At 56.1% G+C, this 26,608-nt stretch carries 29 protein-coding genes; 17 read left to right on the plus strand and 12 right to left on the minus strand.

All coding sequences use genetic code 11. The annotated features are described in order from the left end of the window. The first annotated feature begins 88 nt into the window (after positions 1-88). Positions 89-1,711, plus strand: coding sequence for an isovaleryl-CoA dehydrogenase (locus tag IM314_RS08090; RefSeq protein WP_193358626.1), 1,623 nt, complete (start codon positions 89-91; stop codon positions 1,709-1,711). On the opposite strand, the gene IM314_RS08095 is transcribed toward IM314_RS08090, so the two are convergent. The 3 genes from IM314_RS08095 to bsmA form a co-directional block, all read right to left on the minus strand. Further along, on the minus strand, positions 1,708-3,639 hold the full coding sequence (locus IM314_RS08095) for a methyl-accepting chemotaxis protein (protein WP_193358625.1): 1,932 nt from the start codon (positions 3,637-3,639) through the stop codon (positions 1,708-1,710). The two genes, IM314_RS08090 and IM314_RS08095, sit on opposite strands and share 4 nt — an antisense overlap. 171 nt (positions 3,640-3,810) lie before the next feature. Continuing rightward, complete coding sequence (gene yjfN / locus IM314_RS08100) at positions 3,811-4,098, minus strand: DUF1471 family protease activator YjfN (protein WP_032644956.1); 288 nt, start codon at positions 4,096-4,098, stop codon at positions 3,811-3,813. Between the two features lie 136 nt (positions 4,099-4,234). Continuing rightward, entirely contained in the window at positions 4,235-4,564 is a 330-nt protein-coding gene (bsmA, locus tag IM314_RS08105; protein WP_028015263.1) for a biofilm peroxide resistance protein BsmA, read from the minus strand. Between the two features lie 137 nt (positions 4,565-4,701). Here bsmA and yjfP point away from each other — a divergent pair, with 137 nt between their 5' ends. Continuing rightward, positions 4,702-5,424: an esterase gene (gene yjfP, locus IM314_RS08110; protein WP_041911482.1), complete on the plus strand. Its 723-nt coding sequence runs from the start codon at positions 4,702-4,704 to the stop codon at positions 5,422-5,424. Here the strand turns inward: yjfP and ulaR are convergent. After that, the gene (gene ulaR, locus IM314_RS08115; protein ID WP_024907324.1) at positions 5,421-6,176 is read right to left on the minus strand and encodes an HTH-type transcriptional regulator UlaR; all 756 of its coding nucleotides are present in this window, start codon (positions 6,174-6,176) and stop codon (positions 5,421-5,423) included. The two genes, yjfP and ulaR, sit on opposite strands and share 4 nt — an antisense overlap. A 110-nt stretch (positions 6,177-6,286) precedes the next feature. Beyond that, positions 6,287-7,351: an L-ascorbate 6-phosphate lactonase gene (gene ulaG, locus IM314_RS08120; protein ID WP_006810379.1), complete on the minus strand. Its 1,065-nt coding sequence runs from the start codon at positions 7,349-7,351 to the stop codon at positions 6,287-6,289. A 358-nt stretch (positions 7,352-7,709) separates the two neighbouring features. Between ulaG and ulaA the strand changes: the two genes are divergently transcribed. From ulaA to IM314_RS08150, 6 genes are read left to right on the plus strand one after another with little or no spacing between them, the layout of a single operon-like run. Beyond that, positions 7,710-9,110: a PTS ascorbate transporter subunit IIC gene (ulaA, locus tag IM314_RS08125; RefSeq protein ID WP_126300233.1), complete on the plus strand. Its 1,401-nt coding sequence runs from the start codon at positions 7,710-7,712 to the stop codon at positions 9,108-9,110. Between the two features lie 12 nt (positions 9,111-9,122). Beyond that, entirely contained in the window at positions 9,123-9,428 is a 306-nt protein-coding gene (ulaB, locus tag IM314_RS08130; RefSeq protein WP_003856022.1) for a PTS ascorbate transporter subunit IIB, read from the plus strand. A gap of 9 nt (positions 9,429-9,437) precedes the next feature. Next, entirely contained in the window at positions 9,438-9,905 is a 468-nt protein-coding gene (gene ulaC / locus IM314_RS08135) for a PTS ascorbate transporter subunit IIA (protein ID WP_045259633.1), read from the plus strand. A 12-nt stretch (positions 9,906-9,917) separates the two neighbouring features. Then, the gene (ulaD, locus tag IM314_RS08140) at positions 9,918-10,568 is read left to right on the plus strand and encodes a 3-keto-L-gulonate-6-phosphate decarboxylase UlaD (RefSeq protein ID WP_023334265.1); all 651 of its coding nucleotides are present in this window, start codon (positions 9,918-9,920) and stop codon (positions 10,566-10,568) included. A 9-nt stretch (positions 10,569-10,577) separates the two neighbouring features. Then, positions 10,578-11,438 carry an L-ribulose-5-phosphate 3-epimerase gene (locus IM314_RS08145; RefSeq protein WP_063154916.1) on the plus strand — a complete coding sequence of 287 codons (861 nt, stop codon included), beginning with the start codon at positions 10,578-10,580 and terminating at the stop codon, positions 11,436-11,438. Next, complete coding sequence (locus tag IM314_RS08150) at positions 11,431-12,117, plus strand: L-ribulose-5-phosphate 4-epimerase (RefSeq protein ID WP_047366982.1); 687 nt, start codon at positions 11,431-11,433, stop codon at positions 12,115-12,117. Before IM314_RS08145 ends, IM314_RS08150 begins: the two co-directional genes overlap by 8 nt. Positions 12,118-12,256: 139 nt before the next feature. On the opposite strand, the gene yjfY is transcribed toward IM314_RS08150, so the two are convergent. Continuing rightward, positions 12,257-12,532 (minus strand): DUF1471 family protein YjfY, encoded by a 276-nt coding sequence (gene yjfY, locus IM314_RS08155; RefSeq protein WP_041911476.1) that lies wholly within the window; start codon positions 12,530-12,532, stop codon positions 12,257-12,259. Between the two features lie 340 nt (positions 12,533-12,872). Here yjfY and rpsF point away from each other — a divergent pair, with 340 nt between their 5' ends. From rpsF to IM314_RS08180, 5 genes are all read left to right on the plus strand, one after another. Then, the gene (gene rpsF, locus IM314_RS08160; protein ID WP_014068637.1) at positions 12,873-13,268 is read left to right on the plus strand and encodes a 30S ribosomal protein S6; all 396 of its coding nucleotides are present in this window, start codon (positions 12,873-12,875) and stop codon (positions 13,266-13,268) included. A 6-nt stretch (positions 13,269-13,274) separates the two neighbouring features. Beyond that, positions 13,275-13,589, plus strand: a complete 315-nt coding sequence (gene priB, locus IM314_RS08165) for a primosomal replication protein N (RefSeq protein ID WP_028015270.1) — start codon at positions 13,275-13,277, stop codon at positions 13,587-13,589. A gap of 4 nt (positions 13,590-13,593) precedes the next feature. Next, a complete protein-coding gene (gene rpsR, locus IM314_RS08170; RefSeq protein WP_000135199.1) occupies positions 13,594-13,821 on the plus strand; it encodes a 30S ribosomal protein S18 in 228 nt (75 codons plus the stop codon). 41 nt (positions 13,822-13,862) lie between these two features. Next, entirely contained in the window at positions 13,863-14,312 is a 450-nt protein-coding gene (gene rplI, locus IM314_RS08175) for a 50S ribosomal protein L9 (RefSeq protein ID WP_006810372.1), read from the plus strand. A gap of 152 nt (positions 14,313-14,464) precedes the next feature. Then, entirely contained in the window at positions 14,465-15,394 is a 930-nt protein-coding gene (locus tag IM314_RS08180) for a DMT family transporter (protein WP_063437233.1), read from the plus strand. A 46-nt stretch (positions 15,395-15,440) separates the two neighbouring features. Here IM314_RS08180 and IM314_RS08185 read toward each other — a convergent pair whose 3' ends face one another. Continuing rightward, a complete protein-coding gene (locus IM314_RS08185) occupies positions 15,441-16,079 on the minus strand; it encodes an OapA family protein (RefSeq protein ID WP_163332745.1) in 639 nt (212 codons plus the stop codon). Positions 16,080-16,312: 233 nt separating this feature from the next. Between IM314_RS08185 and fklB the strand changes: the two genes are divergently transcribed. After that, positions 16,313-16,933 carry an FKBP-type peptidyl-prolyl cis-trans isomerase gene (fklB, locus tag IM314_RS08190; protein WP_008502892.1) on the plus strand — a complete coding sequence of 207 codons (621 nt, stop codon included), beginning with the start codon at positions 16,313-16,315 and terminating at the stop codon, positions 16,931-16,933. Between the two features lie 312 nt (positions 16,934-17,245). Next, the gene (gene cycA, locus IM314_RS08195) at positions 17,246-18,655 is read left to right on the plus strand and encodes a D-serine/D-alanine/glycine transporter (RefSeq protein WP_041911474.1); all 1,410 of its coding nucleotides are present in this window, start codon (positions 17,246-17,248) and stop codon (positions 18,653-18,655) included. Between the two features lie 86 nt (positions 18,656-18,741). Here cycA and ytfE read toward each other — a convergent pair whose 3' ends face one another. Then, positions 18,742-19,404 (minus strand): iron-sulfur cluster repair protein YtfE, encoded by a 663-nt coding sequence (gene ytfE / locus IM314_RS08200; RefSeq protein WP_060573523.1) that lies wholly within the window; start codon positions 19,402-19,404, stop codon positions 18,742-18,744. Between the two features lie 244 nt (positions 19,405-19,648). Here ytfE and IM314_RS08205 point away from each other — a divergent pair, with 244 nt between their 5' ends. Then, positions 19,649-21,298, plus strand: a complete 1,650-nt coding sequence (locus IM314_RS08205; RefSeq protein ID WP_193358624.1) for a methyl-accepting chemotaxis protein — start codon at positions 19,649-19,651, stop codon at positions 21,296-21,298. A gap of 38 nt (positions 21,299-21,336) precedes the next feature. Here IM314_RS08205 and IM314_RS08210 read toward each other — a convergent pair whose 3' ends face one another. The 3 genes from IM314_RS08210 to IM314_RS08220 all read right to left on the minus strand — a co-directional run bounded on the left by IM314_RS08210 (position 21,337) and on the right by IM314_RS08220 (position 24,132). Beyond that, complete coding sequence (locus tag IM314_RS08210) at positions 21,337-22,302, minus strand: DMT family transporter (protein ID WP_045631258.1); 966 nt, start codon at positions 22,300-22,302, stop codon at positions 21,337-21,339. A 75-nt stretch (positions 22,303-22,377) separates the two neighbouring features. Beyond that, entirely contained in the window at positions 22,378-23,202 is an 825-nt protein-coding gene (locus IM314_RS08215; RefSeq protein WP_028015277.1) for an AraC family transcriptional regulator, read from the minus strand. Between the two features lie 81 nt (positions 23,203-23,283). Further along, complete coding sequence (locus IM314_RS08220) at positions 23,284-24,132, minus strand: SDR family oxidoreductase (RefSeq protein ID WP_045631257.1); 849 nt, start codon at positions 24,130-24,132, stop codon at positions 23,284-23,286. Positions 24,133-24,216: 84 nt separating this feature from the next. Between IM314_RS08220 and IM314_RS08225 the strand changes: the two genes are divergently transcribed. Next, a complete protein-coding gene (locus IM314_RS08225; protein ID WP_193358623.1) occupies positions 24,217-24,603 on the plus strand; it encodes a helix-turn-helix domain-containing protein in 387 nt (128 codons plus the stop codon). A gap of 40 nt (positions 24,604-24,643) precedes the next feature. Here IM314_RS08225 and IM314_RS08230 read toward each other — a convergent pair whose 3' ends face one another. Next, a complete protein-coding gene (locus IM314_RS08230; protein ID WP_193358622.1) occupies positions 24,644-26,587 on the minus strand; it encodes a bifunctional 2',3'-cyclic-nucleotide 2'-phosphodiesterase/3'-nucleotidase in 1,944 nt (647 codons plus the stop codon). Positions 26,588-26,608: the final 21 nt, after the last annotated feature.

The following is a 26,608-nucleotide window of genomic DNA, read 5'->3' on the forward strand; positions in this document are numbered from 1 at the left end:
GGATCGCCATCGTGTGACCTCACTCCCATGCAGCGTTCATACGGTCTGTCCATACTTACCTTCATTGCCACTGAAGGAGGGAGACAGCATGCACTGGCAGACCCATACCGTTTTTAATCAACCAGCCCCACTCTCTAACAGCAACCTTTTCCTCTCTGACTGCGCCCTGCGCGACGCGGTTGCGCGCGAGGGTGCCGAGTGGGATATGGATCTTCTTGCCAGCATTGGACAGCAGTTAGGCACGGCGGAGTCGATGGAGCTGGGCAGGCTGGCGAACGTGAATCCGCCGGAGCTATTACGCTACGACCCCACGGGAGAGCGGCTGGATGACGTCCGCTTTCATCCGGCATGGCACCTGCTGATGCAGGGGCTCTGCGCTAACCGGGTACATAATCTGGCATGGGAGGAAGAGGCACGAAAAGGTTCTTTCGTCGCCAGGGCCGCGCGCTTCGTGCTCCATGCTCAGGTAGAAGCGGGGACGTTATGCCCGGTGACCATGACCTTCGCCGCCACGCCGCTGTTGCAGCAGTCGCTGCCCAAACCGTTTCATGAATGGTTAACGCCGCTGATGAGCGACCGTTACGATCCCCATCTCGCGCCGGGTGGGCAAAAGCGCGGCCTGCTGATCGGCATGGGAATGACGGAAAAGCAGGGCGGCTCGGACGTGCTCAGCAACACCACCAGAGCGGAAAAATGCAGCGACGGCAGCTACCGTCTGGTGGGCCACAAGTGGTTTTTCTCCGTGCCGCAGAGCGATGCGCATCTGGTGCTGGCGCAGGCGAAAGGCGGTTTGTCCTGCTTCTTTGTCCCGCGTTTCTTACCCGACGGACAGCGCAACGCCGTACGGCTGGAACGTCTGAAAGACAAGCTCGGCAACCGTTCGAACGCCAGCAGCGAGGCGGAGTTCCTCGATGCCTCTGGCTGGCTGCTGGGTGAAGAGGGAGAAGGCGTGCGGCAAATCCTGAAGATGGGCGGGCTGACGCGCTTCGACTGCGCGCTGGGCAGCCACGGGCTAATGCGCCGGGCGCTTTCCGTGGCGCTGTACCACGCCCATCAGCGTCAGACCTTCGGCAAAAATCTTATCGATCAGCCGCTAATGCGTGAAGTGCTAAGCCGTATGGCGCTGGTGCTGGAGGGGCACACGGCGCTGCTGTTCCGTCTGGCCCGGGCGTGGGATAACCGCACCGACCCGCAGGAGGCCGCCTGGGCGCGGCTTTTTACCCCGGCCGCAAAATTCAGCGTGTGCAAAGGGGGCATTCCGTTCGTGGCGGAGGCGATGGAGGCACTCGGTGGCGTCGGGTACTGCGAGGAGAGTGAACTTCCACGCCTGTATCGTGAGATGCCGGTGAACAGCATCTGGGAAGGATCGGGCAATATCATGTGCCTGGACGTGCTGCGTGTGCTGGCGAAGCAGTCAGGTATCCACGACCTGCTTGCCGACGAGTTTGCTCAGGTCAAAGGACAGGACAGACACTTTGACCGCAGCTGGCGGCAGCTTCAGCAAAAGCTGCGTAAACCGCAGGAGGCGCAGGGGAGGGAGATAGCTCAGCAGCTCTTTTTGCTGGGGGCCGGCAGCCAGATGCTGCGGCACGCATCGCCGCCCGTGGCGCAGGCGTGGTGCCGCATGATGCTGGATACCCGTGGCGGTACGCTCATGAATGAGCAGGTGCAAAGCGATCTGCTGCTGCGCGCCACGGGCAGGGTTGGCTAGCGTTTAAGCTGGAACAGGCTGACCAGTTGGGTAAGGTGTGACCCTTTCTCGCGCAGCGTGCGTGCGGTTTGCTCGCTGCGTGAGATGCGATCGGCATTGATATGCGACGCTTCGCCAATGTGGGTCATGGCAAGATTGACCTGGCCGATCCCCGCGGACTGCTCGCGTGACGCGTGGTTAATCTCCGTGACCAGCTGGCTGATGTTGTCGATATGAACGATGATGGAATCCATCGCCAGACGCGTCTGTTCAGACAGCGCGTGGCCTTCGCCCACTTTTCGCAGGGTATCGCCAATCAGATGTTCAATCTCCTTCACCGCGTTGGCGCTTCGACCTGCCAGGGCGCGAACTTCCTGCGCGACCACAGCAAAACCTTTTCCATGCTCGCCTGCGCGTGCCGCTTCTACCGCCGCATTCAGCGCCAGAATATTAGTCTGGAACGCGATGGACTCGATCACGCGGGTGATGTCTTCGATACGTTTTGACGCTTCGCGAATGTCGTCCATGGTGGCAACCGCATGGGTCACCGTTTCACCACCCTGATGAACCGCGCGCGAGGTTTCACCTACCAGCTGCTGCGTTTGCTCCATGTTGGCGGCATTTTGCTGCACGGTCGCGGCCAGTTGCTCCATGCTGGCGGAGGTCTCTTCAACGCTGCTGGCCTGCTTGTTGATCTGCTCGGAGATGTCTCCGGTATCGGAGGCCAGCGCATTGGTGCCCAGATGGATCTCGCCCGCGGCCTCGCGGACCTGCAGGACAATTTTTTGTAGCCCATCACCGATACCGTTAATGGCTTCAACCAGCTGGCCAACCTCATCCTGGCGGGTCACGGGCAGGCTGGAGCGTAAATCGCCCGCGGCATACTGGCGGGCAAGGTCAATCACGTTACGCAGCGGACGGGTCAGCATCCGGCGAATAAGCACCACAAACAGGCCCGCGAAGAGGACAGACAACGCTACGCCGGCCAGCAGGAAACGGTCGCGCATGGCGTTAACGCTTGAGAGCAGGACTGATTTATCCACTTCACCGACGATGGTCCAGTTCCAGCCGGGCAGCGGCGTATAGGCCATTTTCAGCGTGCGACCGTCGTCGCTTACGCGTTCCAGCGTGCCTGAGGAATCGCTCAACAGCTGCTGTTGGGTGGCGCTATCCCACTTCGGCTGTTTTCCCTCTTCGCTGGCGTGGAACAGATACTGACCGCGCGTTTTGCCGTTGCTGCGGTCCAGCACGAAGAAGTGCCCGCTCTCGCCCAGGCGGCGGTTGAGGATTTTCTCGCGCATGACATTCCAGGAGTGAGTGATATCCACCCCAACGAAGATGATCCCGATAACCTGACCTTCACTGTTCTTCACGGGCTGGTACTGGGTTATGTAGCGCTTGCCAAACAGGAGCGCCAGGCCGCGGTACACCTCGCCTTTCGAGACGGAGGCAAACGCCGGGCTGCTCGTGTCCAGAACCGTTCCCATAGCGCGATCGCCATTCTCTTTGCGCAGGGAGGTGGCAACGCGAATGAAGTCGTTACCGCTGCGAACAAACAGCGTTGAGATCGCTCCCGTACGGCTCAGGAAATCATCAGAAAACGTTGTATTTTCATGGAGTTCAGCGTCGCCCCCTTTCAGCAGGGGAACGGCGAGCCCGTTTATGGTCCGGGTCTGCTGAGTATCGACGCTAAACGGCTGAGGCAGAAATGTCGTAAACAGTCTGGTGTAGCTTTCGACTTCTTCGCTCAGGCTGGTATTAAACATCTGCACCATGTCGACCATACCGGTGGACTGATTATGCAGATCTTCTACCGCGAGGGCTTCAAGCTGCTGGCTGGCTTTTTGGCTGAGCAGGAAAGTGAAAAGCAGAAACAGCGTGGCGACACTGACGCCCGTCAGCAGCGACAGCTTTGTTCCAAGGCCCGCACGGCGGAAAACATTGATCATAAATTGCTCATCATTGAAAAGGTATGGTTCTTCAACGGCAGAGCGGAGATTACGTTTACTGCATTAATGTAACAAAATGTTATTTTATTGTTTTAGTGTGGTTTTAAATTAGATAAAAAATTTGCAAAAACGAAAAGCCACTAAAAATAAGTGGCTTTTATCAGGAAGGATTTATACGTAGAGAATGGCCTGTACCCGCCACTGGTCGATATGGTTATCTTCCTGCATCTGGATGATGCGATACCATGACGCGCCCTGTTCATCGGCCTTTAATGCCACGATACGTTCAACGTCTTGCGGGCTCCCCGGAATGTTATTGACGGAGATCTGGCCTATTTCATTCAGACCTGTTACGCAATCCGCACTGGCGAATTCTGCTGACTGCGCGGTGGTGCTCACCAGGCCTGCAGAGAGCAACAGAGAGGTCAAAGCAAGAGTTCGTTTCATCGTCAGCTCCATTTCACATATTTCCGGTATCCGCCGGGCAATCCTTCGCGAATAAACTCCCATTCCTTGTCGCTGGCATGGAGTTTATTGTGGACAGGAAAATGTCTATGGACGCAAAGCAGTGTAAATGTCGTTCAAAGGTAAGCCATTATTTCCGGTACAAAATGGCTTGTGAATACCACTGTCCCGTTATGATGGTTTCGTCGATCATAATAATGACGTAATAATCTGCTTTGGCAGCGACGGCTTGTGCCTTTATTGCGTCTTCTGCGTCATCCGGCGAACCGCGAACGAGCGCGGAGACGGTGCCCATTCGCTGTAATCCTTCCGTCTGATTACGACGAATCTCCTGCGGATGATCGGCAACCGGGGGAGCGGGTTGCGGTGTACCCTGCAGTGCGCTACAGCCGCTGAGCAGAAACACCAGCAATAAAGCAGCAAACCTGTGCATAACCATATCTCGTTTCCTGTTAGCCATAGTGTAGTTGTCTGCGAATTTAGTTTTGGGGGAATGTTCCCGAAGTGTTATCTGGGACGTAATTTTCGAATGAAAATAGCGTCAAACCGTAATCCAGTTCTCAACATTATGAATCATTCATTCGTACAGGGTCGACAATGATTGAAATTGAAATACGCCATCTCGGCGACCATGAAATTTTACACGCTGTGCCGGCAGGGAAACGTGATAAATCGCTGCCTGTTGTGGTTTTTTATCATGGGTTTACCTCATCGAAACTGGTTTACAGTTATTTTGCAGTGGCGCTGGCTCAGGCGGGTTTTCGCGTGGTAATGCCGGATGCGCCTGACCACGGCGCGCGCTTTACGGGCAATGAGCGGGCGCGACTGGGGCAGTTCTGGCACATTCTGCACGGCAGCCTGACCGAGTTTGCCGGGTTGCGCGATGCGCTCTATGAGGCAGGGCTGGTGGCCGATAATCGGCTGGCGGTGGCCGGGGCGTCGATGGGCGGCATGACGGCGCTGGGAATTATGACGCATCATCCTGACGTGCGGTCTGTTGCCTGTCTGATGGGCTCGGGCTATTTTACCTCGCTGGCGAAGACGCTTTTCCCCCCTCAGGATTTAACGGAAATTACGCCGATGCTGGCAGAGTGGGAAGTGACCCGGGCATTGCCGCGCCTGGCCGATCGCCCGCTGCTGCTATGGCATGGTGATGCGGACGATGTTGTCCCGCCCGATGGAACCTTCCGCCTGCAGCAGGCCTTAAAAAATGAAGGACTGGACGCTAATCTGACCTGTTTGTGGGAGTCAGGCGTCCGCCACCGCATCACGCCAGCGGCGCTTGACGCCACGGTGGCGTTTTTCCGCAAGCATCTTTAAACGCGCAGGACTTTCACTCCTTGATCTTCCAGCTTCTGGAGGATCTCGGGGTTCGCCCCTTTGCCGGTGATCACCATGTCGATCTGTTCTGCGCGGCTGAACAGCATGCCTGCGCGTTCACCGACTTTGCTGCTGTCGACCAGCACAACGAGCTTGCCCACCACGTTGAGCATGTTTTGTTCCGCCATCGCGGTCAGCATATCGGTTTTATACAGGCCGTCAGCGGTCAGGCCTTTGCCGCTGGTAAACATCCAGTGCCCGGCGTAGAGACTGTTTTCGCTGTCCTGCGGGCTGAGCGTGATGGACTGGCTTTTGTTGTACTGGCCGCCCATGATCACCACGCTTTCATGTTCCTGATCGATCAGGTAGTTAGCCAGCGGCAAATAGTTGGTAATGATTTGCACCGGCTTGCCGCACATTTCACGGCCCAGCAAAAACGCCGTGGAGCCGCAGTTGATGACGACGCTCTCACCGGGGTTCACCAGCTGCGACGCCGCTCTGGCAATCCGTACTTTTTCATCGTGATTCTGCGCCTGATGAATATTCATCGGCGACCAGCGTGGACGCTGCTGGCTGATGGCTTCTGCGCCGTTGCGGACTTTTTTCAGCTTGCCGCTCTCATCCAGCTTGTTGATGTCTCGCCGCGCGGTGGCGGGGGAGATCCCTAAACGTTCGATCACTTTCTCGACGGTGATAAACCCTGTTTGCGCCAGGAGTTCCAGTAAAATTTGATGCCGTTGCGCTTCCGTCATGAGCTATTCCGATAAGAATTGATTTGAAAAGATGATATTTGAAATAGCGTGAAATTACTAAAATAAATATGAAATCGCCAGACACAGGGTCTGGCGATGTGGCCTCACAATCAGAGGAAGGATTTGAACGGGAGATCTGGCTCAATGGTGAAGCAATCATCGAAGCCGCGCGGGTAGTGATACTCGAGATTGTCTTTGTCCAGCGGCCAGGTGAACTTGCCGCCTACCTGCCAGATAAATGGCTTGAAGCCGTACTTCAGGCGGTCTTTTTTCATCTCCCACAGCACGCGGATCTCTTGCGGATCGGCCTGGAAGTTTGACCAGATATCGTGGTGGAACGGGATCACTACTTTGGTGTTGAGCGCTTCCGCCATGCGCAGCATATCGGCGCTGGTCATTTTGTCCGTAATACCGCGCGGGTTTTCCCCGTACGATCCCAGCGCCACGTCAATCTGATGTTCGTTGCCGTGCTTCGCGTAATAGTTAGAGTAGTGGGAATCACCGCTGTGATACAGGGAGCCGCCCGGCGTCTTGAACAGGTAATTCACCGCACGCTCGTCCATGCCATCTGGCAGTACGCCAGCAGCCTTCTGGTCGGCCGGCAGGGTAATCAGCGCGGTACGGTCAAAGGCATCCAGCGCGTGGATTTCAATGTCTTTAATTTTCACCACGTCGCCAGGCTTCATCACGATGCAGCGCTCTTTAGGCACGCCCCAGCCAATCCAGAGATCTACGCAGGTTTGCGGCCCGATAAACGGTACGTCGTCCGCGCAGTTTTGCATCACCGCTGCCGCCACGTTCACGTCGATATGGTCGTTGTGATCGTGAGTAGAAAGCACGGCATCGATCTGGCGAATGGCAAAAGGATCAAGCACAAACGGCGTGGTGCGCAGGTTCGGCTGGAGCTTTTCCACCCCGGCCATACGCTGCATCTGGTGGCCTTTTTTCATCAGCGGGTTACCGTGGCTCTGTTTGCCGGTGCCGCACCAGAAATCGACGCAGATATTGGCGCCGCCTTCAGATTTCAGCCAGATACCGGTGCAGCCCAGCCACCACATTGCAAACGTGCCAGGAGCAACCTGTTCCTGCTCGATCTCTTCGTTCAGCCAGCTACCCCACTCCGGAAAGGTGCTCAGAATCCATGATTCACGGGTAATGGTTTTCACTTTACTCATCGTTTTGACTCCTGGTTTAATCAAAAGTAATCACATGGTGATTCGTTATGATTAATGCTGGCACTATTTGACGTGCTTTGCAATGGCCAAAATGAGGAATTTTATCTGCGCGACTTCACGGACTCTCCACTCTTTACTTGTTAGATTATCCTGCATTAAACATTAATTTGATGAATTATAAGGATTAATTTATTTTTGTGGTGCGGTAGTGAAAATCATTACTAACAGCATGGAAATAAATTGCGTGATGCGTCACAAATAATCAAATGCAATCTTGTGGTGATTATTTGTGATTAATAGAGTGATGGCACCAACCGCACAGGGATTGCCCCTTGTGTTCTCATTTCTGGAGAGAGTTATGGAGATCCTCTACAACGTCTTTACCGTTTTCTTTAATCAGGTAATGACCAACGCCCCGCTGTTGCTGGGTATCGTGACGTGCCTGGGGTACATCCTGCTGCGCAAAAGCGTCAGCGTGATTATTAAAGGCACCATCAAAACCATTATCGGTTTCATGCTGTTGCAGGCGGGGTCAGGCATTCTGACCAGCACGTTTAAGCCGGTCGTCGCCAAAATGTCGGAAGTGTATGGCATCAACGGCGCTATCTCTGATACCTACGCCTCAATGATGGCGACCATCGATCGCATGGGTGATGCCTATAGCTGGGTGGGGTATGCGGTGCTGCTCGCGCTGGCGCTGAACATCATTTACGTGCTCCTGCGCCGCATTACCGGCATTCGCACCATTATGCTCACCGGGCACATCATGTTCCAGCAGGCGGGGCTGATCGCGGTTTCTCTCTATATCTTCGGTTACCCAATGTGGACCACGATTATCTGCACCGCGGTGCTGGTCTCGCTCTACTGGGGTATCACCTCCAACATGATGTACAAGCCAACGCAGATCGTGACCGACGGCTGTGGCTTCTCCATCGGTCACCAGCAGCAGTTTGCCGCCTGGATTGCCTATAAAGTTGCGCCGTACCTGGGCAAAAAAGAGGAGAGTGTCGAAGACCTCAAACTGCCTGGCTGGTTGAATATCTTCCACGACAACATCGTCTCCACCGCGATTGTGATGACCATCTTCTTCGGCGCCATTCTGCTCTCTTTCGGCATTGACGTCGTGCAGGCGATGGCGGGTAAAACCCACTGGACGGTCTATATCCTGCAGACCGGTTTCTCCTTCGCGGTAGCGATTTTCATCATCACTCAGGGCGTGCGTATGTTCGTCGCCGAGCTGTCGGAAGCCTTTAACGGCATCTCTCAGCGCCTGATCCCTGGTGCGGTACTGGCGATTGACTGCGCGGCTATCTATAGCTTTGCGCCAAACGCCGTCGTCTGGGGCTTTATGTGGGGCACCATCGGCCAGCTGATTGCGGTGGGCATCCTGGTGGGCTGCGGCTCCTCAATCCTGATCATTCCTGGCTTTATCCCGATGTTCTTCTCCAACGCCACCATTGGCGTGTTTGCGAACCACTTCGGCGGCTGGCGCGCGGCGCTCAAGATCTGCCTGGTGATGGGCATGGTGGAAATCTTCGGTTGCGTGTGGGCGGTCAAGCTCACCGGTATGAGCGCCTGGATGGGCATGGCGGACTGGTCAATTCTGGCACCGCCGATGATGCAGGGCTTTGCCTCCGTCGGTCTGGCCTTTATGGCCGTCATCATCCTGATTGCTCTGGCTTATATGTTCTTCGCTGGCCGTTCGCTGCGAGCTGAAGAAGATGCGGAAAAACAAACAGCAGAAGTGTCTGCTCATTAAGGAGTTTCGATTATGACCGTACGTATCCTGGCTGTGTGTGGCAATGGGCAAGGTAGCTCCATGATCATGAAGATGAAAGTGGACCAGTTTTTGACCCAGTCAAACATCGACCACACGGTGAACAGCTGCGCAGTGGGTGAATACAAAAGTGAACTGAACGGCGCGGACATCATCATCGCTTCAACTCATATTGCCGGTGAGATTAGCGTGTCGGGCAACAAATATGTGGTAGGCGTGCGCAACATGCTCTCGCCTGCGGATTTCGGGCCAAAACTGCTGGAAGTGATCAAAGAACACTTCCCACAAGACGTGAAGTAAGGACGCCACATGAAACTACGTGATTCGCTGGCAGAGAATAACGCCATCCTTTTACAGGCCGACGCCAGCACCTGGCAGGAAGCGGTGAAGCTGAGTGTGGATCTGCTGGTTAAGGCAGACGTTGTCGAGCCGCGCTATTACCAGGCCATTCTGGATGGCGTGGCGCAGCACGGCCCCTATTTCGTGATTGCGCCGGGCCTGGCCATGCCGCACGGCCGCCCGGAAGAGGGCGTCAAGAAAACCGGTTTTGCGCTGGTGACGCTGAAAACGCCGCTTGTGTTCAACCACGAAGATAACGACCCGGTCGACATTCTCATCACCATGGCGGCCGTTGATGCCAACACCCACCAGGAGGTGGGCATCATGCAGATCGTCAACCTGTTTGATGACGAAGCCAATTTTGACCGTTTACGCGCCTGCCGCACCGCGCAGGAAGTGCTGGATTTAATTGATAACGCCACTGCGGCGGCCGTTTAAGAGGAATTGAACATGTCATTACCAATGTTGCAAGTTGCGCTGGATAACCAGACGCTGTCTCACGCTTACGAAACCACCCGTCTGATTGCGGAAGAGGTGGATATCATCGAAGTGGGGACCATTCTGTGCGTGGGCGAAGGCGTGCGCGCCGTTCGTGACCTGAAAGCGCTCTATCCGCACAAAATCGTGCTGGCGGATGCCAAGATTGCTGACGCAGGCAAAATCCTTTCCCGCATGTGCTTTGAAGCCAACGCCGACTGGGTCACCGTGATCTGCTGTGCGGATATCAACACCGCCAAAGGCGCGCTGGACGTGGCAAAAGAGTTTAACGGCGACGTGCAGATTGAACTGACCGGCTTCTGGACCTGGGAGCAGGCGCAGGAGTGGCGCGATGCGGGCATCCAGCAGGTGGTGTATCACCGCAGCCGCGATGCGCAAGCCGCAGGCGTGGCGTGGGGCGAAGCGGATATCAGCGCGATTAAGCGTCTGGCGGATATGGGCTTCAAAGTCACCGTCACCGGTGGCCTGGCGCTGGAAGATCTGCCGCTGTTCCAGGGCATCCCTATTCACGTCTTTATCGCTGGCCGCAGCATTCGCGACGCGGCATCTCCGGTGGAAGCGGCGCGTCAGTTCAAACGCTCAATCGCTCAGCTTTGGGGTTAAGGAGCGGGTATGTTGTCAAAACAGGTCCCGCTTGGCATCTATGAAAAGGCACTCCCTGCAGGGGAGTGCTGGCTGGAGCGGTTACGGCTGGCAAAACAGCTGGGCTTCGATTTTGTCGAAATGTCCGTGGATGAGACGGATGTGCGCCTTTCTCGCCTGGACTGGAGTCGCGAGCAGCGCCTGGCGCTGGTGGGCGCCATTGCCGAAACCGGCGTGCGCGTGCCGTCCATGTGTCTGAGCGCCCACCGCCGTTTTCCGCTCGGCAGTGAAGACGATGCCGTGCGCGCTGAAGGGCTGGAGATCATGCGCAAAGCCATTCGTTTTGCGCAGGATGTCGGCATCCGCGTGATCCAGCTGGCGGGTTACGACGTTTACTATCAGGAAGCCAACGATGAAACGCGCCGTCGTTTCCGTGACGGCCTGAAAGAGAGCGTTGAGATGGCAAGCCGCGCGCAGGTCACGCTGGCGATGGAGATCATGGACTACCCGTTGATGAACTCCATCAGCAAGGCGCTGGGCTATGCGCACTATCTGAATAACCCCTGGTTCCAGCTTTATCCGGATATCGGCAATCTGTCGGCCTGGGATAACGACGTGCAGATGGAGCTGCAGGCGGGCATCGGGCATATCGTGGCGGTGCACGTCAAAGATACCCGCCCTGGCGTGTTTAAAAACGTACCGTTCGGCACCGGGGTGGTGGATTTCGAACGGTGCTTCGAGACGCTCAAACAGACAGGTTATTGCGGGCCTTATCTGATTGAGATGTGGAGCGAAACGTCAGACGATCCGGCTGCGGAAGTGGCAAAAGCGCGGGACTGGGTGCGCGAGCGTATGGCGCGCGCGGGGTTACTGGAGGCTGAACATGCTTAAGCTGAAACAGCAGGTCTTTGAGGCCAATATGGATCTGCCGCGCTATGGCCTGGTAACGTTCACCTGGGGCAACGTGAGCGCCATCGACCGAGAACAAGGTCTGGTGGTGATCAAGCCGAGCGGCGTGGCGTATGAAACCATGAAAGCGGACGATATGGTTGTGGTCGACCTCGAAGGAAACGTCGTTGAAGGCAAATGGCGTCCTTCTTCTGATACGGCGACCCATCTGGCGCTGTACCAGCGTTATCCATCGCTGGGTGGCGTTGTGCATACCCACTCCACGCACGCCACCGCCTGGGCACAGGCGGGGCTGGCGATTCCGGCGCTGGGAACAACGCATGCGGACTACTTCTTTGGCGACATCCCCTGCACGCGCGCATTAACGCAGGCTGAAGTAGAAGGGGAGTACGAACGCAACACCGGCAAGGTGATTATTGAAACGCTGGGTGAAACTGAACCGCTGCATACGCCGGGTATTGTGGTCTATCAGCACGGCCCGTTCGCCTGGGGAAAAGATGCCCACGACGCCGTTCATAATGCGGTTGTCATGGAGGAAGTGGCGCGCATGGCGTGGATTGCCCGCGACATTAATCCACAGCTTCAGGGCATTGACGATTACCTGATGAACAAGCATTTCATGCGCAAGCACGGCCCGAATGCCTACTACGGGCAGAAGTGAATAAGTGCTCTGGAATACCGAAAACAGTTGTAACCGGTGGTATTCCGGAGCCATTCATAAAAAAAAGCCCCCGGACAGGGGGCAACGTCAACTATGGCTATGTTCTCGTTGTTGGCTTTCCTGGTGCTAGCGTTAAGGGTTACCGGTAGATATCTGCACTGGCGTGCATATTGCCGTTGCTGCCGGGCTCACGGGTTAACATCACGTGGTAATAGGTTGCGCCCTGGGCATCGGTCTCTTCATTTAGTGCCCGATCTGCTTCGCTTTCAGTGGCGAAATTATGATTGATATAGATTACGCCTAAGCTATGCACATCATCCATGTTTCTGGCCTGCCGGCCGTCTATTTTGATGGCTGCCATCGCATTTGCACTGAGCAAAAGCGCCGCCATTATGGCTACTGCGATTTTTTTCATGATATGCGCTCCACGACTGCGTGCTGTGTGAGGGGAATACTCCTTCTTTAATTCAGCTGATCTCTGATTAAAGTGTAATCATTCCTCCGGCGGGGATGCGTGACCATTTCTGATGCAGTTGTTCAAAAAAACAACGCTTCCTGATGCGATTAATTTTAAATCACCCACTTAGACCAGCTTTACGCTTTGTGCGAATTATTTGTGCAATCAGCTTGAGTTTCCTGGGGGGGGCAAGTATTATGACGCGTCAATTTTTCAGCCGACCTTTAACACGTTCCTTGCCTCCCCGGGCCTCGGCTGACCCAGACAGGAGGCTGAATAATCCGTAAGGAGCAATTCGATGCGTCATTACGAAATCGTTTTTATGGTCCATCCTGACCAGAGCGAACAGGTTCCGGGTATGATCGAGCGTTACTCTGCTGCCATCACTGGTGCAGAAGGTACGATCCACCGTCTGGAAGACTGGGGCCGCCGTCAGCTGGCTTACCCGATCAACAAACTGCACAAAGCACACTACGTTCTGATGAATGTTGAAGCGCCGCAGGAAGTGATCGATGAGCTGGAAACTACCTTCCGCTTCAACGATGCCGTTATCCGCAGCATGGTTATGCGTACCAAAAACGCAGTTACCGAAGCATCTCCGATGGTTAAAGCGAAAGACGAGCGCCGTGAGCGTCGCGATGATTTCGCAAACGAAACCGCAGATGATTCTGATGCTGGGGATTCTGAAGAGTAATTTCTGATGACCAACCGTCTGGCGTTGTCCGGCATCGTATGCAGGGCTCCCCTTCGAAAGGTCAGTCCATCAGGAATTCCGCATTGCCAGTTCGTGCTTGAGCATCGTTCTGTGCAAGAGGAAGCCGGGTTTCACCGGCAGGCGTGGTGCCAAATGCCCGTTATTATTAGCGGACACGAAAACCAGGCCATTACTCACAGTTTAACGGTCGGTAGCGCAGTAATCGTTCAGGGGTTCATCTCTTGCCACAAGGCAAAGAACGGCCTGAGCAAAATGGTTCTGCATGCCGAGCAGATTGATTTGATAGATACTGGAGACTAGCCATATGGCACGTTATTTCCGTCGTCGCAAGTTCTGCCGTTTCACCGCGGAAGGCGTTCAAGAGATCGACTATAAAGATATCGCAACGCTGAAAAACTACATCACCGAAAGCGGTAAGATTGTCCCAAGCCGTATCACCGGTACTCGTGCAAAATATCAGCGTCAGCTGGCTCGCGCTATCAAACGCGCTCGCTACCTGTCCCTGCTGCCGTACACTGATCGTCATCAGTAATCGGGCACGGTCCATTAATACGACTTTAAGAGGATAAGGTAATGCAAGTTATTCTGCTTGATAAAGTAGCAAACCTGGGCAGCCTGGGTGATCAGGTTAACGTTAAAGCGGGCTACGCTCGTAACTTCCTGGTTCCACAGGGTAAAGCTGTTCCAGCTACTAAGAAAAACGTAGAGTTTTTCGAAGCACGTCGCGCTGAACTGGAAGCCAAACTGGCTGACGTTCTGGCGGCTGCTAACGCTCGCGCTGAAGCAATCAACGCACTGGGCACTGTTACCATCGCTTCCAAAGCTGGCGACGAAGGTAAACTGTTCGGTTCCATCGGTACCCGCGATATCGCTGATGCAGTTACTGCAGCAGGCGTTAAAGTGGCTAAGAGCGAAGTTCGCATGCCGAACGGCGTTCTGCGTACCACTGGTGAGCACGAAGTTGACTTCCAGGTTCACAGCGAAGTGTTCGCTAAACTGGTTGTTAACGTTGTAGCTGAGTAATTTTTTACTCTGCTCGCGTCGAAGCGCCGGCCTTGTGCCGGCGTTTTGCTATTTAAAGCTACCGGAAATTCTCTTTTTATCTCGTATGGTAGCTATTCCTGACGCATTCTCTGATAATAAATTGAAACGCAATTTTATTTATGAGATTTGTCATGGATACCGCTCTGCCCACGCCCGTCTTTGCCCGTCGACATGTGGCCTACGCCTGCGCCACGCTCTGCTGCCTGCTTTGGGGGAGCTCGTACCCGGCCATTAAAAATGGCTACGAACTCTTTCAGATCGCGACCGATGATATTCCCTCCAAAGTCGTTTTTGCCGGATACCGTTTTCTGTTTGCCGGTGCCTTGCTGCTGCTGTTTGCGCTGGCCCAGCGCAAACCGATTGGCAGGCTCACGCCCGCGCAGTTTGGCCAGCTCACGATCCTCGGGCTGACCCAGACCACCATTCAGTACACATTCTTCTATATAGGACTGGCCTACACGACGGGGGTAAACGGCTCAATCATGAACGCCACCGGGACTTTCTTCAGCGTACTGCTGGCGCACTTTATCTACCACAATGACAAACTCAGCTATAACAAAACGCTGGGCTGTATTCTTGGGTTTGCCGGGGTGATGCTGGTGAATTTTCACAGTGGGTTGAGCGATTTCCAGTTTATCTGGAAAGGCGACGGCTTTGTGGTGCTGGCGGCTTTTATTCTCTCTGCCGCCACGCTTTACGGGAAACGTATTTCCCAGACCGTCGACCCAACGGTGATGACCGGCTGGCAGCTGGCGATAGGCGGAGCTGCGCTGGTTGCGGGAGGTTATGCCACGGGCGGAACGCTGGAAGTGCACAGCATGAAGGCCGTTGCGGTGCTGGGGTATCTGACGCTGCTCTCATCGGTGGCGTTCGCCCTGTGGAGCGCGCTGCTGAAAGTGAACCGGGTAAGCATGATTGCTCCGTTCAACTTTGTCATTCCTGTTGCAGGGACGGTGCTTTCCGCCATTTTCCTCGGCGAAAACATTCTGGATATCAAATACGCGATTGCGCTGGTGCTGGTCTGCTCGGGGATCTGGTGGGTGAATAAACGGAGTGCCTGAGAACAAAAGTGCCGGGTGGCGGCTTCGCCTTACCCGGCATACGCCATTAACGTGCTCTGATGAAACTGCCGTCCGGCTGGCGGGTAAATAGCACCTGCTGCCCATTCCCGGTATCAATGGTCAGCCCGGTGACCACCCCGCTGGCGTTCTGGCGAATCTGCACCATCTGGCCGTTCTGTAAGTTACTCAGCGGTTTACCTGCGCCTTCCACTTTTGCCATGGCATACACGTCGGTCGGCGGCAGGTTGTGGTCGCGGAAAAGCTGTGCCAGGGTTTTGCCCGGCTCCACGCGATAGGAACGCCACTGCTGCTCGATGCCGGTCGGCTGCTGGGTTTGCGGCTCAGACGGCGCTGCGGCCTGCTCCTGTTCATCCGGAACGGGTTCGGGTTCAACAGGCGCGACCTGACCCGGATCGTTAGACGGGGTTACCAGCTGCGTCTGCATCGGCTGCGCGTCAGGCTGCGGCCGCGTTTGCGACTGAAGATCCAGCTGCGCATTGCGGGTGACCGGCGCGGTATCAACATCATCACCGCCGGAAGGAAGCAGGAAGCCCACGATCACCATCAGCGCACCAATGATGATCCCCCTGCGGTGCAGAGGAGGCAGCGGGTCCATAATGCGAAAATTGTCCGGCGCCTGCCAGATTTTCGCCAGGGTAGGTTTCAGTTCAAATCGCCCGGGCATGGCTCTCCTCCTGCTCCGCGTCTTTTATATCCTGTGCTTCGAAGTATAGTTCGCTAACTGCCTGAACGACGTAGCAAACCGGACATCCGTGACATCAGTTCGGGATTAATCCTGGTTGTCTCTATTGTTTCTGTTTCGTCGCGGTTTGTCACCTTAACTTCAGACAAAGTTTTACCCATAAGGGCATGGCTGATATGCTGCCCGCTACTTTAAATGTGATGGAAGGAAAACCCATGACCACCCCGACTTTTGACACTATCGAAGCGCAGGCAAGTTACGGTATCGGCTTGCAGGTAGGACAGCAGCTGAGCGAATCCGGCCTGGAAGGTCTGTTACCTGAAGCGCTGGTGGCGGGTATCGCTGATGCGCTGGAAGGTAAACAGCCTGCCGTTCCGGTTGACGTTGTGCATCGTGCGCTGCGTGAAATCCACGAACGTGCTGACGCTGTGCGTCGCGCGCGCTTCGAAGAGATGGCAGCCGAAGGCGTGAAATATCTGGAAGAGAACCGCGAGCGCGAAGGCGTGAACAGCACCGAATCCGGCCTGCAGTTCCGCGTGATCAACCAGGGCGACGGCGCTATCCCGGCGCGTACCGACCACGTTCGCGTGCACTACACCGGTAAGCTGATCGACGGTACCGTGTTCGACAGCTCCGTGGCGCGCGGCGAACCGGCTGAGTTCCCGGTCAACGGCGTTATCGCGGGCTGGATCGAAGCCCTGACCCTGATGCCAGTGGGTTCCAAATGGGAACTGACCATCCCGCACAACCTGGCTTACGGCGAGCGTGGCGCTGGCGCGTCCATCCCGCCATTCAGCACCCTGGTCTTTGAAGTCGAGCTGCTGGAAATCCTGTAATCGACTTTTCTTATTTCCTCTCTCCGCCCGGGGAGAGGAAAATAGTGATAAAACCCATAGTTACGACGGAATCAACATTTTATCTTGCAAACGAAACTGTTGCGTGTATTTTTGTGAGCTGTTTCGCGCTGTATGAGTGATATGACACTCACTTTCAACATATTATTAACATAATATCTAAATCATAGTATTCATCCCGCCGATTCTTACCTAATATCGATAAACCCTTACGAAGGGACCGTCATTTATTTGACGTTTTTAAAGGCCAGAAGAGCCTTAACAACACAGACAGGCATAAACAGGAAAAATTACATGGTAGATCAGGTCAAAGTCGCCGCTGCAGAAGAGGCGACGTCTGAACAGTCGCTACGGCGCAATCTCACAAACCGTCATATACAGCTTATCGCCATCGGTGGTGCCATCGGCACCGGGCTGTTTATGGGGTCGGGCAAAACCATCAGTCTTGCCGGGCCGTCGATCATCTTCGTTTATATGATCATCGGTTTTATGCTCTTCTTCGTGATGCGCGCAATGGGTGAATTGCTGCTCTCGAACCTCGAATACAAATCCTTCAGCGACTTCGCGTCAGACCTGCTCGGCCCGTGGGCGGGCTACTTTACCGGCTGGACCTACTGGTTCTGCTGGGTGGTCACCGGCATGGCGGACGTCGTGGCGATTACCGCCTACGCGCAGTTCTGGTTCCCGGGGCTGTCGGACTGGGTCGCCTCGCTGGCGGTGATTATTCTGCTGCTGAGCCTCAACCTCGCCACCGTGAAAATGTTCGGTGAAATGGAGTTCTGGTTCGCGATGATCAAGATTGTCGCTATCGTGGGGCTGATTGTGGTGGGCCTGGTGATGGTCCTGACGCACTTCCAGTCGCCAACGGGCGTTCAGGCGTCCTTCACCCATCTGTGGAACGACGGCGGCTGGTTCCCGAAAGGCATCAGCGGCTTCTTTGCGGGCTTCCAGATTGCGGTGTTCGCGTTTGTGGGGATTGAGCTTGTCGGAACGACCGCTGCGGAAACTAAAGATCCGGAGAAGTCCCTGCCGCGCGCCATCAACTCCATACCGGTGCGTATCATCATGTTCTACGTCTTCGCGCTGATCATCATCATGTCCGTGACGCCGTGGAGCTCCGTGGTGCCCAGCAAGAGCCCGTTCGTTGAGCTGTTCGTGCTGGTAGGGTTGCCTGCTGCGGCGAGCCTGATTAACTTCGTGGTGCTGACCTCTGCGGCATCGTCTGCGAACAGCGGCGTGTTCTCAACCAGCCGTATGCTGTTTGGTCTGGCGCAGGAGGGCGTGGCGCCGAGCGCCTTTGCGAAACTCTCTAAACGTGCGGTACCGGCGAAAGGGCTGACCTTCTCCTGCATGTGCCTGCTGGGTGGTGTGGTGATGCTCTACGTGAACCCAAGCGTAATTGGCGCGTTTACCATGATCACCACCGTGTCGGCGATCCTGTTCATGTTCGTCTGGACCATTATCCTGTGCTCGTACCTGGTGTACCGCAAACAGCGTCCGCACCTGCATGAGAAGTCGATCTACAAGATGCCGTTGGGCAAGCTGATGTGCTGGGTGTGCATGGCGTTCTTCGTGTTCGTGCTGGTGCTGCTGACGCTCGAAGATGACACCCGTCAGGCGCTGATCGTCACGCCGCTGTGGTTTATCGCGCTGGGGCTGGGCTGGCTGTTTATCGGTAAGAAACGTATGGCAGGCATGCGTTAAGCATGCTGCCGGGTGGCGCTGACGCTTACCCGGTCTATGTTCGAGGACGTTGTAGACCCGGTAAGCGCTAGCGCCACCGGGCTTTTTTATTCCCCCGACAATGCCCGCGGGAACAGCACGTTATTCTCAAGACTGATGTGCTCCATCAGGTCGTCAATCATCTCGTTAATGCCGTTGTACATTGCTTTCCAGGTGGTGCACGCTTCCGGCGGCGGTGTGACGTTGTTAGTGGTGTGTTTGATCACATCCAGCAGTTCGCCCGCGTCATCGTGCTCGCTTTCCATTACGCTGATAGGCCCCATCGCCTGGCTTCCCATTCCCTGTTTAATCATCGGGAAGAGGATCTGCTCTTCTTTCATCATGTGGCTGGAAAGCTCTTCATGCAGCATGGTCAGGTATTTTGCCAGACCGCGCGGCACGGAAGGCTTGTCGGCATGTACGCGCTCAACTTTCGTTGCCTGCAGGATCAGCTCAGGCAGCTGTTCACGGTGGCGGTCGTGGTAACGCACGATGATATGGTCGATGATTTCCGTGAGCGGGGCGGTGCGCCAGTCTTTTTCAACAGGCTGTTCAGCCAGCAGCGCCAGCTCCGCTTCGATAGCCTCCACGTCCAGTTCCTTGCGCGAGGCCGCTCGCGCCAGCGTTTGCTTACCGCCGCAGCAGTAATCCATATCGTATTTACGGAACAGCGCGGAAGCGCGAGGGATGGAGAGCGCCAGCTCGCCGAGGGGTTGGTCGCGAAAGGCCATAGCAGTTACCTCGTCATTAAAAATATAAGATGCATATTAAATGCATCTTTAAGACGGCGCTATAACCCTTTAGAGGGAAGGGGGAAAGTGCGACACGGATCACAAAAAAATGTCCCGTTTAACTCCCTGAATGGATTTAGGAAAGTGGTTTAGAAAGTTTTTAAAGGTGGAGAAACAGTAAACAACCCGCCGCGCGTGCCGATAGATACACGTCAGACAAACCTGCATATAACAAAGGCAACGCATGTTTAAACGTATAAAAGTCATTACTCTTCTTATTTCGGTGCTGCTTGTGCTCGGCATCATGCAAGTGATTTCCGCGGGTATCTTTATCAACGCGCTGAATAACGATAAAGACAACTTCACCGTGTCGCAGCTTTCCAGCCAGAACGTGGCGGAATTTACCGACGCCTGGATCAGCCTGAACCAGGCGCGCGTCACGCTAAACCGCGGGATGCTGCGTCTGCAAAGCAGCATGGCCTCTCAGATTAACGGCGGACAGCTGAACGAGCTGGTTAACACCGCGAAAAATCTGCTGGCCAATGCGCAGGTCCATTACGACAAATACTACGCCCTGCCGAATACCCCGGGTCTGGATGAGAACCTGGCCGATCGGCTGGAAGAGCAGTACCGCATCTACTCCGCCACGTTGACGCAAATGAACGTTCTGCTGGGCCAGGGCAACCTGGAAGATATGTTCAAGCAGAATGCAGAACAGAAGCAGACGGCAATGCAAAAGGTCTATCGCGAGTGGCGCGAGGCGCAGGCTGCGCTCACCAGTAAAGGCATGCAGGATAACGAAAGCGACTACAAGCGCATCCTGTGGATCCTTTCTGCCGTCATGATCCTCGTCATTGCGGTGATTATCTCCAGCTGGATCGCCATGCGCCGGGTGCTGCTCCTGCCGCTGGAAGAGGTGATCAACCATATCCGTGCCATCGCGGCAGGGGATTTAACCCAGCCGATTCAGGCTGAAGGCAGGAACGAAATGGCTATCCTGGCGCGCAACGTGCAGGAGATGCAAACCTCGCTGGCGAACACCGTGGGCGTGGTGCGTGAAGGCGCAGACACCATCTATACCGGTGCGGGTGAAATCTCGGCGGGCAGCAACGACCTCTCTTCCCGTACCGAGCAGCAGGCCGCGTCTCTGGAAGAGACGGCAGCCAGCATGGAACAGTTGACCGCCACCGTGAAGCAGAACGCGGATAACGCGCGTCAGGCGTCTCGTCTGGCGCTGGATGCCTCCTCAACCGCGAAGAAGGGCGGTAACGTGGTGGAAGGCGTGGTGCGCACTATGGACGAGATCGCTACCAGCTCCAGCAAAATCGCGCAAATTACTAACGTTATCGACGGCATTGCCTTCCAGACCAACATTCTGGCGCTGAACGCGGCGGTGGAAGCGGCGCGTGCGGGCGAGCAGGGCCGTGGCTTTGCGGTGGTTGCAGGAGAAGTACGCACGCTTGCCCAGCGCAGCGCCCAGGCGGCGAAAGAGATTAAGGCGCTGATCGATGATTCCGGCGAACGCGTCAACGCGGGTTCCCAGCTGGTGAACGAAGCGGGCGCGACGATGGCGGAAATCGTTAACGCGGTTACCCGCGTGACCGACATCATGGGCGAAATTGCCTCTGCCTCTGACGAGCAGAGCCGCGGTATCGACCAGGTTGGTCAGGCGGTAGCTGAGATGGACCGCGTGACCCAGCAGAACGCCTCGCTGGTGGAGGAGTCTGCGGCGGCAGCGGCGGCGCTGGAAGATCAGGCCGCACGCCTGAACGAAGCGGTGGCAGTGTTCAAAATAACGCGTAATCAGGCGGTCAAAGCGGCACCGGTGAAAACCTATGTGCCAAAAGCGCAGCCAGCAGCGACGGCGCCTGAAGCGAACTGGGAAACGTTTTAACATCATGCCGGGTAAGGCGTAGCCGCCACCCGGCAAAATCACACCTCCGAAGCCGGAACGACCCTCGGTTTTTCCGGCTTCGCTCTTACCGCCATCACCACTCCCACCACCAGCAGCGCGATCCCGCAGGCCGTTAACAGCGGCGGCACGCTCTGGCGCATCAGGAAGGTGTACAGCAGCCCGGCCAGGGTTTCGAACACAATCAGCGGCCCTAAGATCACCGTCGGCAGCTTCTGGCTGGCAATGTTCCAGCACAGCGCGCCCACCCAGGAGCACAGCACCGCAATCGCAACCATTAAGCCAATAAAGACCCAGGGTCTTGGCCCGAAGGGCTGGGCAAATTCCGGCTGCTGATGACCCAGCCAGAGGCATGCGCCGGCATACCCCACTAACGAGACGGGGAGCGTGACCAGCGCCTGCGCCGTTGCCCACATCATCGGGTGTTTATCCGGATTCTCCCGCAGCCAGCGCGCATTGCGCAGGGCGTACCAGGCCCAGCACGCGACCGAGATGAACGCTAAAACGATCCCCGAACCGTAACGCCATAAGCTGAAGTCTGCCAGGCCGTGGCGCAGCTCGGCGATATTGACGCACACCAGCCCCACGGCGGTGCAGGCCAGGGCGGGTATCATTTTCGACCACGCCAGCTTGCCGTCCCGATGGCTATAAAGCAGATTCGCGAAGATGGGGATGACCACCGGCAGCGTGCCGATAATCATGGTCGACACCGGCGCTCCGGTTCGCTGAATGGCGCTTGCCAGGCAGACGTAATAGATGAGATTGCCCATCATGGTCAGCGCCAGCGCGGTGCCCCAGTCCTGACGGCTGAGCTGTCGCAAGCGTGTACGCCCCAGCCATGCCAGAGGAAGGGCAATCAGCCCGAGCGCCAGATAACGTCCGGTAGACTGCAATATCGCCGGGTATTCCGGCACGATCAGAGGGCCGACAAAGATCAGCCCCCACATCAGACCTGCAAGCAGGGCATACAACACGCCGCTAATCATTTTTCCATCCACATTGATTTACTCTGCACTCAGTCTAGAAGGGGGAAACGCGCGCGTATTGTATGAGATTGCGCATTAGCGCCGGGCGACCTGTTTCTGGTAGCGCACGGGCGTAATGCCGTAGCGGCGGGTAAACGCGCGGGTTAAATGCGACTGGTCGGTCAGCCCCGTTGCGGCGGCGACTTCGGCGGCGGGCATACCGTGGGTGAGAAACGCCTTGGCGCGCCACAGGCGGATGGCCATCAACATCTGGTGCGGCGTAACGTGAAAATGGGCTTTGAACTGTCGCTGGAAATGGTACGGGCTGAGCGAGACAACGTTCGCCAGTTCGTCCAGCGTCAGGGCGTGCATATAGTTGTCGTGCAAATACTCGCGCACGCGCTCGAAACGGTGTGCGCCTTCCTGAACCACCGGCGCGTGATGGGCTAGCGGCTGAAAGGTCTCGATCAGATCCAGCAATAAGCCTTTTTGCGCCAGCGGATCGTCCGTATGCCACAGGCCGTAAATTAGCCTGCCGATCTGCTGAGAGCGCTGCGGGTCGTAACGGGTTACGTCGCTGAACCACCAGTGGCGCAGGCCGGTTACCTCTTCCAGAAGATCGGGTTCGATGTAGACCATCCGGTAGCGCCAGCCGTCTTCGGTCGCGGACTCCCCGGTATGGATCTCGTCCGGGTTCATGGTAACAACGGATTTTTCAGGTGCGAGATGCTGGGTGCCGCGATAGCGAAAGCGTTCGGCGCCGGTTTCGATGGTGCCGATGCCGAAGGCTTCATGGGTGTGAGGCTCAAAGGCGTAGTCAGAGATATGCGCGTGATAGAGTTCAAGGCCCGGCAGCTGCGCCAGATGGCGAAAGCGCGCGCTGTCTCTCTCATCAGTAAACTGTTCCGGTACGCCTTGCACGATGAGCCTCCTCATGGGTCATCACTACATTATCAGAGATGACCCGAGGGGATGCCACAAAAAATAACCAATCCGTAACAATTACAGAATGGCTTTGACGCTCTCCGCCAGCGGTGTAGTCGGGCGGCCAATCAGCTTGCTCAGGGTACGGCTGTCGTCAAACAGGCCGCCTTTGGACGCGCCCACGTCGGAGTCCGCCAGCATATCCGCCAGCCCGGCGGGTAAACCCACGCTCTTCAATGCGGCTGCAAAGTCCGCTTCGCTCAGGTTTTGATACGCCACAGGTTTACCGCTCTGCTTGCTCAGTTCCGCCGCCAGCTCGCTCAATGTCCAGCCGTGGTCGCCTGCCAGTTCGTATACCTTGCCCGCATGACCCTCTTCAGCGATCACTTTGGCGGCCGCCGCGGCATAGTCTGCGCGGGTGGCGGAGGCAATTTTTCCTTCGCCTGCGGCACCAATGAATACGCCGTGTTCCAGCGCAGGCGGCGCGCTCGCCAGGTAGTTTTCGGTGTACCAGCCGTTGCGCAGCAGGGCATAGGGAATGCCGGACGCCGCCAGCGCTTTTTCAGTGGCGACATGTTCAACGTGCAGACCCAGCGGTGATTTATCCGCGTGCAGCAGGCTGGTGTAGGCGATAAATTTCACGCCTGCCGCTTTGGCGGCGTTGATAACGTTCTGGTGCTGGGTCGCGCGCTGGCCCACTTCGCTGGAGGAGATGAGCAGCAGCTTTTCCACGCCGCTCAGCGCGGCAGTAAAGGCGGCCTTGTCGGTGTAATCCGCCTGACGAACCACAATACCCTGGTTGCTTAACGCTTCAGCTTTCGCCGGGTTACGAACAATGGCAACAATCTGGTTTGCTGGAACGGTTTTCAGCAGTTCTTCAATAACGTGCTGACCAAGCTGGCCGGTAGCGCCGGTAATCGCGATCATGATAAATCTCCTTCGTGTTTGTCTGGTGTTGTGGCACACTATCACCATAGCTAACTTTTAGTAAGTACGTACAAAAAGGTAAGTATGAAAAAAACGATCCCAACGCTCAGCGAGCAAATGCGCAATGGCAATCTCTTCGCGGAACAGTGCCCTTCACGGGAGGTGCTTAAACACGTTACCAGCCGCTGGGGCGTGCTGATCCTGCTGGCTCTGCGCGGAGGAACGCACCGTTTTAGCGAGCTGCGCCATAAAATGGGCGGGGTGAGCGAAAAGATGCTGTCCCAGTCGCTTCAGGCGCTGGAGCAGGACGGGTTTGTCGATCGCGTGTCGTATCCGGTCGTGCCGCCGCACGTCGAGTATAGCCTGACACCGATGGGCATCGAGGTGAGCGAGAAAGTCGCCGCGCTGGCGGACTGGATTGAAGTCAATACGCCAAAGGTGATGGCGAATCGGGATGAGCGTGCGGCGTAAAAGCCGGGTGGCGGTTTCGCCTTACCCGGCACAATCACCGCTACCTGCTCAAATCCACCTGATAAATCGCGAACCCGATATCATCCGTCGCAACCTTTTTCATCGGATACTGCGCCTTATCCTTAATAAACGCGGCTGCTTTATCGGACGGTGACGTTTCAAAGCGGATATCCAGTTTCGCATCGCTGTGGATTGGCGCAAGACGCCAGTTGTTATCCACCGCCGGGTGAATTTCGCCCGCCTTCTTCGACTCCGCGCCGATCCACGCCGCCAGCACCGAGCGGTTTTCGTCCGGCGAGGCAAAAGCGATGTGGCTATCGCCCGTACCGGCAAACTTGCCGCCGTAGGCGCGGTAGTTATTGGTCACCACCAGGAAGGTTGCATTCGGGTCAATCGCCTTGCCGTTGAACGTCAGGTTTTTGATGCGTTCGGCCTGCGGGTTAATCGCCTGGCACTCGCCGTCATATTTCGCCGGCTGGGTGACGTCAATCTGGTAATTTACGCCGTCGATCACGTCGAAGTTGTAGGTGCGGAAGCCGTCCCAGTTAATCAGCGGCTGTGGTTTACTGCTCTTCGGGTCGATCTGGTTAAACTGTCCGGCGGAGCACTCCAGCCACTCCTTCACCTCTTTCCCCGTGGCTTTAACCACCACCAGGGTATTCGGGTAGAGATAGAGATCGGCGGCGTTACGGAAGGTGAGCTGGCCTTTTTCGACCTCAACATAGCTTGCCGGGTCGTTCTTGCGTCCGCCCACTTTGAATGGCGCAGCGGCAGACAGCACCGGCAGTTTTGCCAGATCCGGATCGCCCTGAACAAAGTGTTCGGCATAGGCTTTCTGGGCCATGTTGACCACCTGAACGGTCGGATCGTCCTGCACCAGCGCCAGGAAGCTGTACATATTGTCGGCGGATTTGCCGATCGGCTTGCTGACGAATTCGCGGGTGGCGTCGTGGTCGTGCTTCAGCACGTCGACCAGCTTTTTATCTTCCGCGGCCAGGGATTTTTTAGCCGCCGCGTCGTAAATCGGGCGCGCTTCGGCTTTTGACTGCGTCACCTTCCAGCTGCCGCTGTCGTTATTTAGCACCAGATCCACCACGCCAAGGTGGTCGCCCCACATGCCCGGCATCACCGACGGCACGCCGTTGAGCGTCCCTTTCTCGATATCCGCCCCTTGAATGCTGGCAAAATCTTTGCCCGGGAAAACGGCGTGAGCGTGGCCGAACAGGATCGCGTCAACGCCCGGGACTTCGCTCAGATAATAAACGGAGTTCTCCGCCATGGCCTGGTACGGGTCGGCTGACAGGCCTGAGTGAGCCACCACGACAACGACATCCGCGCCTTTCGCACGCATTTCCGGCACGTACTTGCGCGCGGTTTCGGTAATGTCATTAACGGTCACTTTGCCGTCGAGGTTGGCTTTATCCCAGGTCATGATCTGCGGCGGTACGAAGCCGATATAGCCGATTTTCAGCGTCTGCTTTTTACCGTCCCGATCGACAACTTCACTCTCTTTAATCAGGTAAGGGGTAAAGAGCGGCTTTTGCGTCTTAACGTCGATGATATTGGCGTTAACGTACGGGAACTTCGCGCCGGCCAGCGCATCGTGCAGGTATTTCAGGCCGTAGTTGAATTCGTGGTTGCCCAGGTTGCCGACGGCATAGTCCAGCGTGTTCATCGCTTTATAAACCGGATGGATCTCGCCTTTCTTCAGACCTTTTGCCGCCATGTAGTCGCCGAGCGGGCTGCCCTGAATGAGATCGCCATTGTCCACCAGCTCGCTATTTTTGACTTCACCCCGCGCGGCGTTGATCAAACTTGCTGTACGTACCAGTCCGAATTTTTCCGTAGGGGTATCTTTGTAGTAATCGAAGTCCATCATATTGCTGTGCAGATCGGTCGTTTCCAGAATACGCAGATCTACCGTCGCCGCCTGCACGCTCGCTGCAATCAGCGTCGCCAGAAGCGTTGCACTAAACTTAATCATCAGAGGAGTCCTTTTTTCGAT

Source organism: Enterobacter cloacae complex sp. P42RS, assembly GCF_014930595.1.
Taxonomy (GTDB): domain Bacteria; phylum Pseudomonadota; class Gammaproteobacteria; order Enterobacterales; family Enterobacteriaceae; genus Enterobacter; species Enterobacter bugandensis.

Coding starts and splice junctions, on each gene's coding strand:
- IM314_RS08090 (WP_193358626.1), top strand. CDS start 89: ATGCACTGGCAGACCCATACCGTTTTTAATCAACCAGCCCCACTCTCT.
- IM314_RS08095 (WP_193358625.1), bottom strand. CDS start 3,639: ATGATCAATGTTTTCCGCCGTGCGGGCCTTGGAACAAAGCTGTCGCTG.
- yjfN (WP_032644956.1), bottom strand. CDS start 4,098: ATGGAGCTGACGATGAAACGAACTCTTGCTTTGACCTCTCTGTTGCTC.
- bsmA (WP_028015263.1), bottom strand. CDS start 4,564: ATGGCTAACAGGAAACGAGATATGGTTATGCACAGGTTTGCTGCTTTA.
- yjfP (WP_041911482.1), top strand. CDS start 4,702: ATGATTGAAATTGAAATACGCCATCTCGGCGACCATGAAATTTTACAC.
- ulaR (WP_024907324.1), bottom strand. CDS start 6,176: ATGACGGAAGCGCAACGGCATCAAATTTTACTGGAACTCCTGGCGCAA.
- ulaG (WP_006810379.1), bottom strand. CDS start 7,351: ATGAGTAAAGTGAAAACCATTACCCGTGAATCATGGATTCTGAGCACC.
- ulaA (WP_126300233.1), top strand. CDS start 7,710: ATGGAGATCCTCTACAACGTCTTTACCGTTTTCTTTAATCAGGTAATG.
- ulaB (WP_003856022.1), top strand. CDS start 9,123: ATGACCGTACGTATCCTGGCTGTGTGTGGCAATGGGCAAGGTAGCTCC.
- ulaC (WP_045259633.1), top strand. CDS start 9,438: ATGAAACTACGTGATTCGCTGGCAGAGAATAACGCCATCCTTTTACAG.
- ulaD (WP_023334265.1), top strand. CDS start 9,918: ATGTCATTACCAATGTTGCAAGTTGCGCTGGATAACCAGACGCTGTCT.
- IM314_RS08145 (WP_063154916.1), top strand. CDS start 10,578: ATGTTGTCAAAACAGGTCCCGCTTGGCATCTATGAAAAGGCACTCCCT.
- IM314_RS08150 (WP_047366982.1), top strand. CDS start 11,431: ATGCTTAAGCTGAAACAGCAGGTCTTTGAGGCCAATATGGATCTGCCG.
- yjfY (WP_041911476.1), bottom strand. CDS start 12,532: ATGAAAAAAATCGCAGTAGCCATAATGGCGGCGCTTTTGCTCAGTGCA.
- rpsF (WP_014068637.1), top strand. CDS start 12,873: ATGCGTCATTACGAAATCGTTTTTATGGTCCATCCTGACCAGAGCGAA.
- priB (WP_028015270.1), top strand. CDS start 13,275: ATGACCAACCGTCTGGCGTTGTCCGGCATCGTATGCAGGGCTCCCCTT.
- rpsR (WP_000135199.1), top strand. CDS start 13,594: ATGGCACGTTATTTCCGTCGTCGCAAGTTCTGCCGTTTCACCGCGGAA.
- rplI (WP_006810372.1), top strand. CDS start 13,863: ATGCAAGTTATTCTGCTTGATAAAGTAGCAAACCTGGGCAGCCTGGGT.
- IM314_RS08180 (WP_063437233.1), top strand. CDS start 14,465: ATGGATACCGCTCTGCCCACGCCCGTCTTTGCCCGTCGACATGTGGCC.
- IM314_RS08185 (WP_163332745.1), bottom strand. CDS start 16,079: ATGCCCGGGCGATTTGAACTGAAACCTACCCTGGCGAAAATCTGGCAG.
- fklB (WP_008502892.1), top strand. CDS start 16,313: ATGACCACCCCGACTTTTGACACTATCGAAGCGCAGGCAAGTTACGGT.
- cycA (WP_041911474.1), top strand. CDS start 17,246: ATGGTAGATCAGGTCAAAGTCGCCGCTGCAGAAGAGGCGACGTCTGAA.
- ytfE (WP_060573523.1), bottom strand. CDS start 19,404: ATGGCCTTTCGCGACCAACCCCTCGGCGAGCTGGCGCTCTCCATCCCT.
- IM314_RS08205 (WP_193358624.1), top strand. CDS start 19,649: ATGTTTAAACGTATAAAAGTCATTACTCTTCTTATTTCGGTGCTGCTT.
- IM314_RS08210 (WP_045631258.1), bottom strand. CDS start 22,302: ATGATTAGCGGCGTGTTGTATGCCCTGCTTGCAGGTCTGATGTGGGGG.
- IM314_RS08220 (WP_045631257.1), bottom strand. CDS start 24,132: ATGATCGCGATTACCGGCGCTACCGGCCAGCTTGGTCAGCACGTTATT.
- IM314_RS08225 (WP_193358623.1), top strand. CDS start 24,217: ATGAAAAAAACGATCCCAACGCTCAGCGAGCAAATGCGCAATGGCAAT.
- IM314_RS08230 (WP_193358622.1), bottom strand. CDS start 26,587: ATGATTAAGTTTAGTGCAACGCTTCTGGCGACGCTGATTGCAGCGAGC.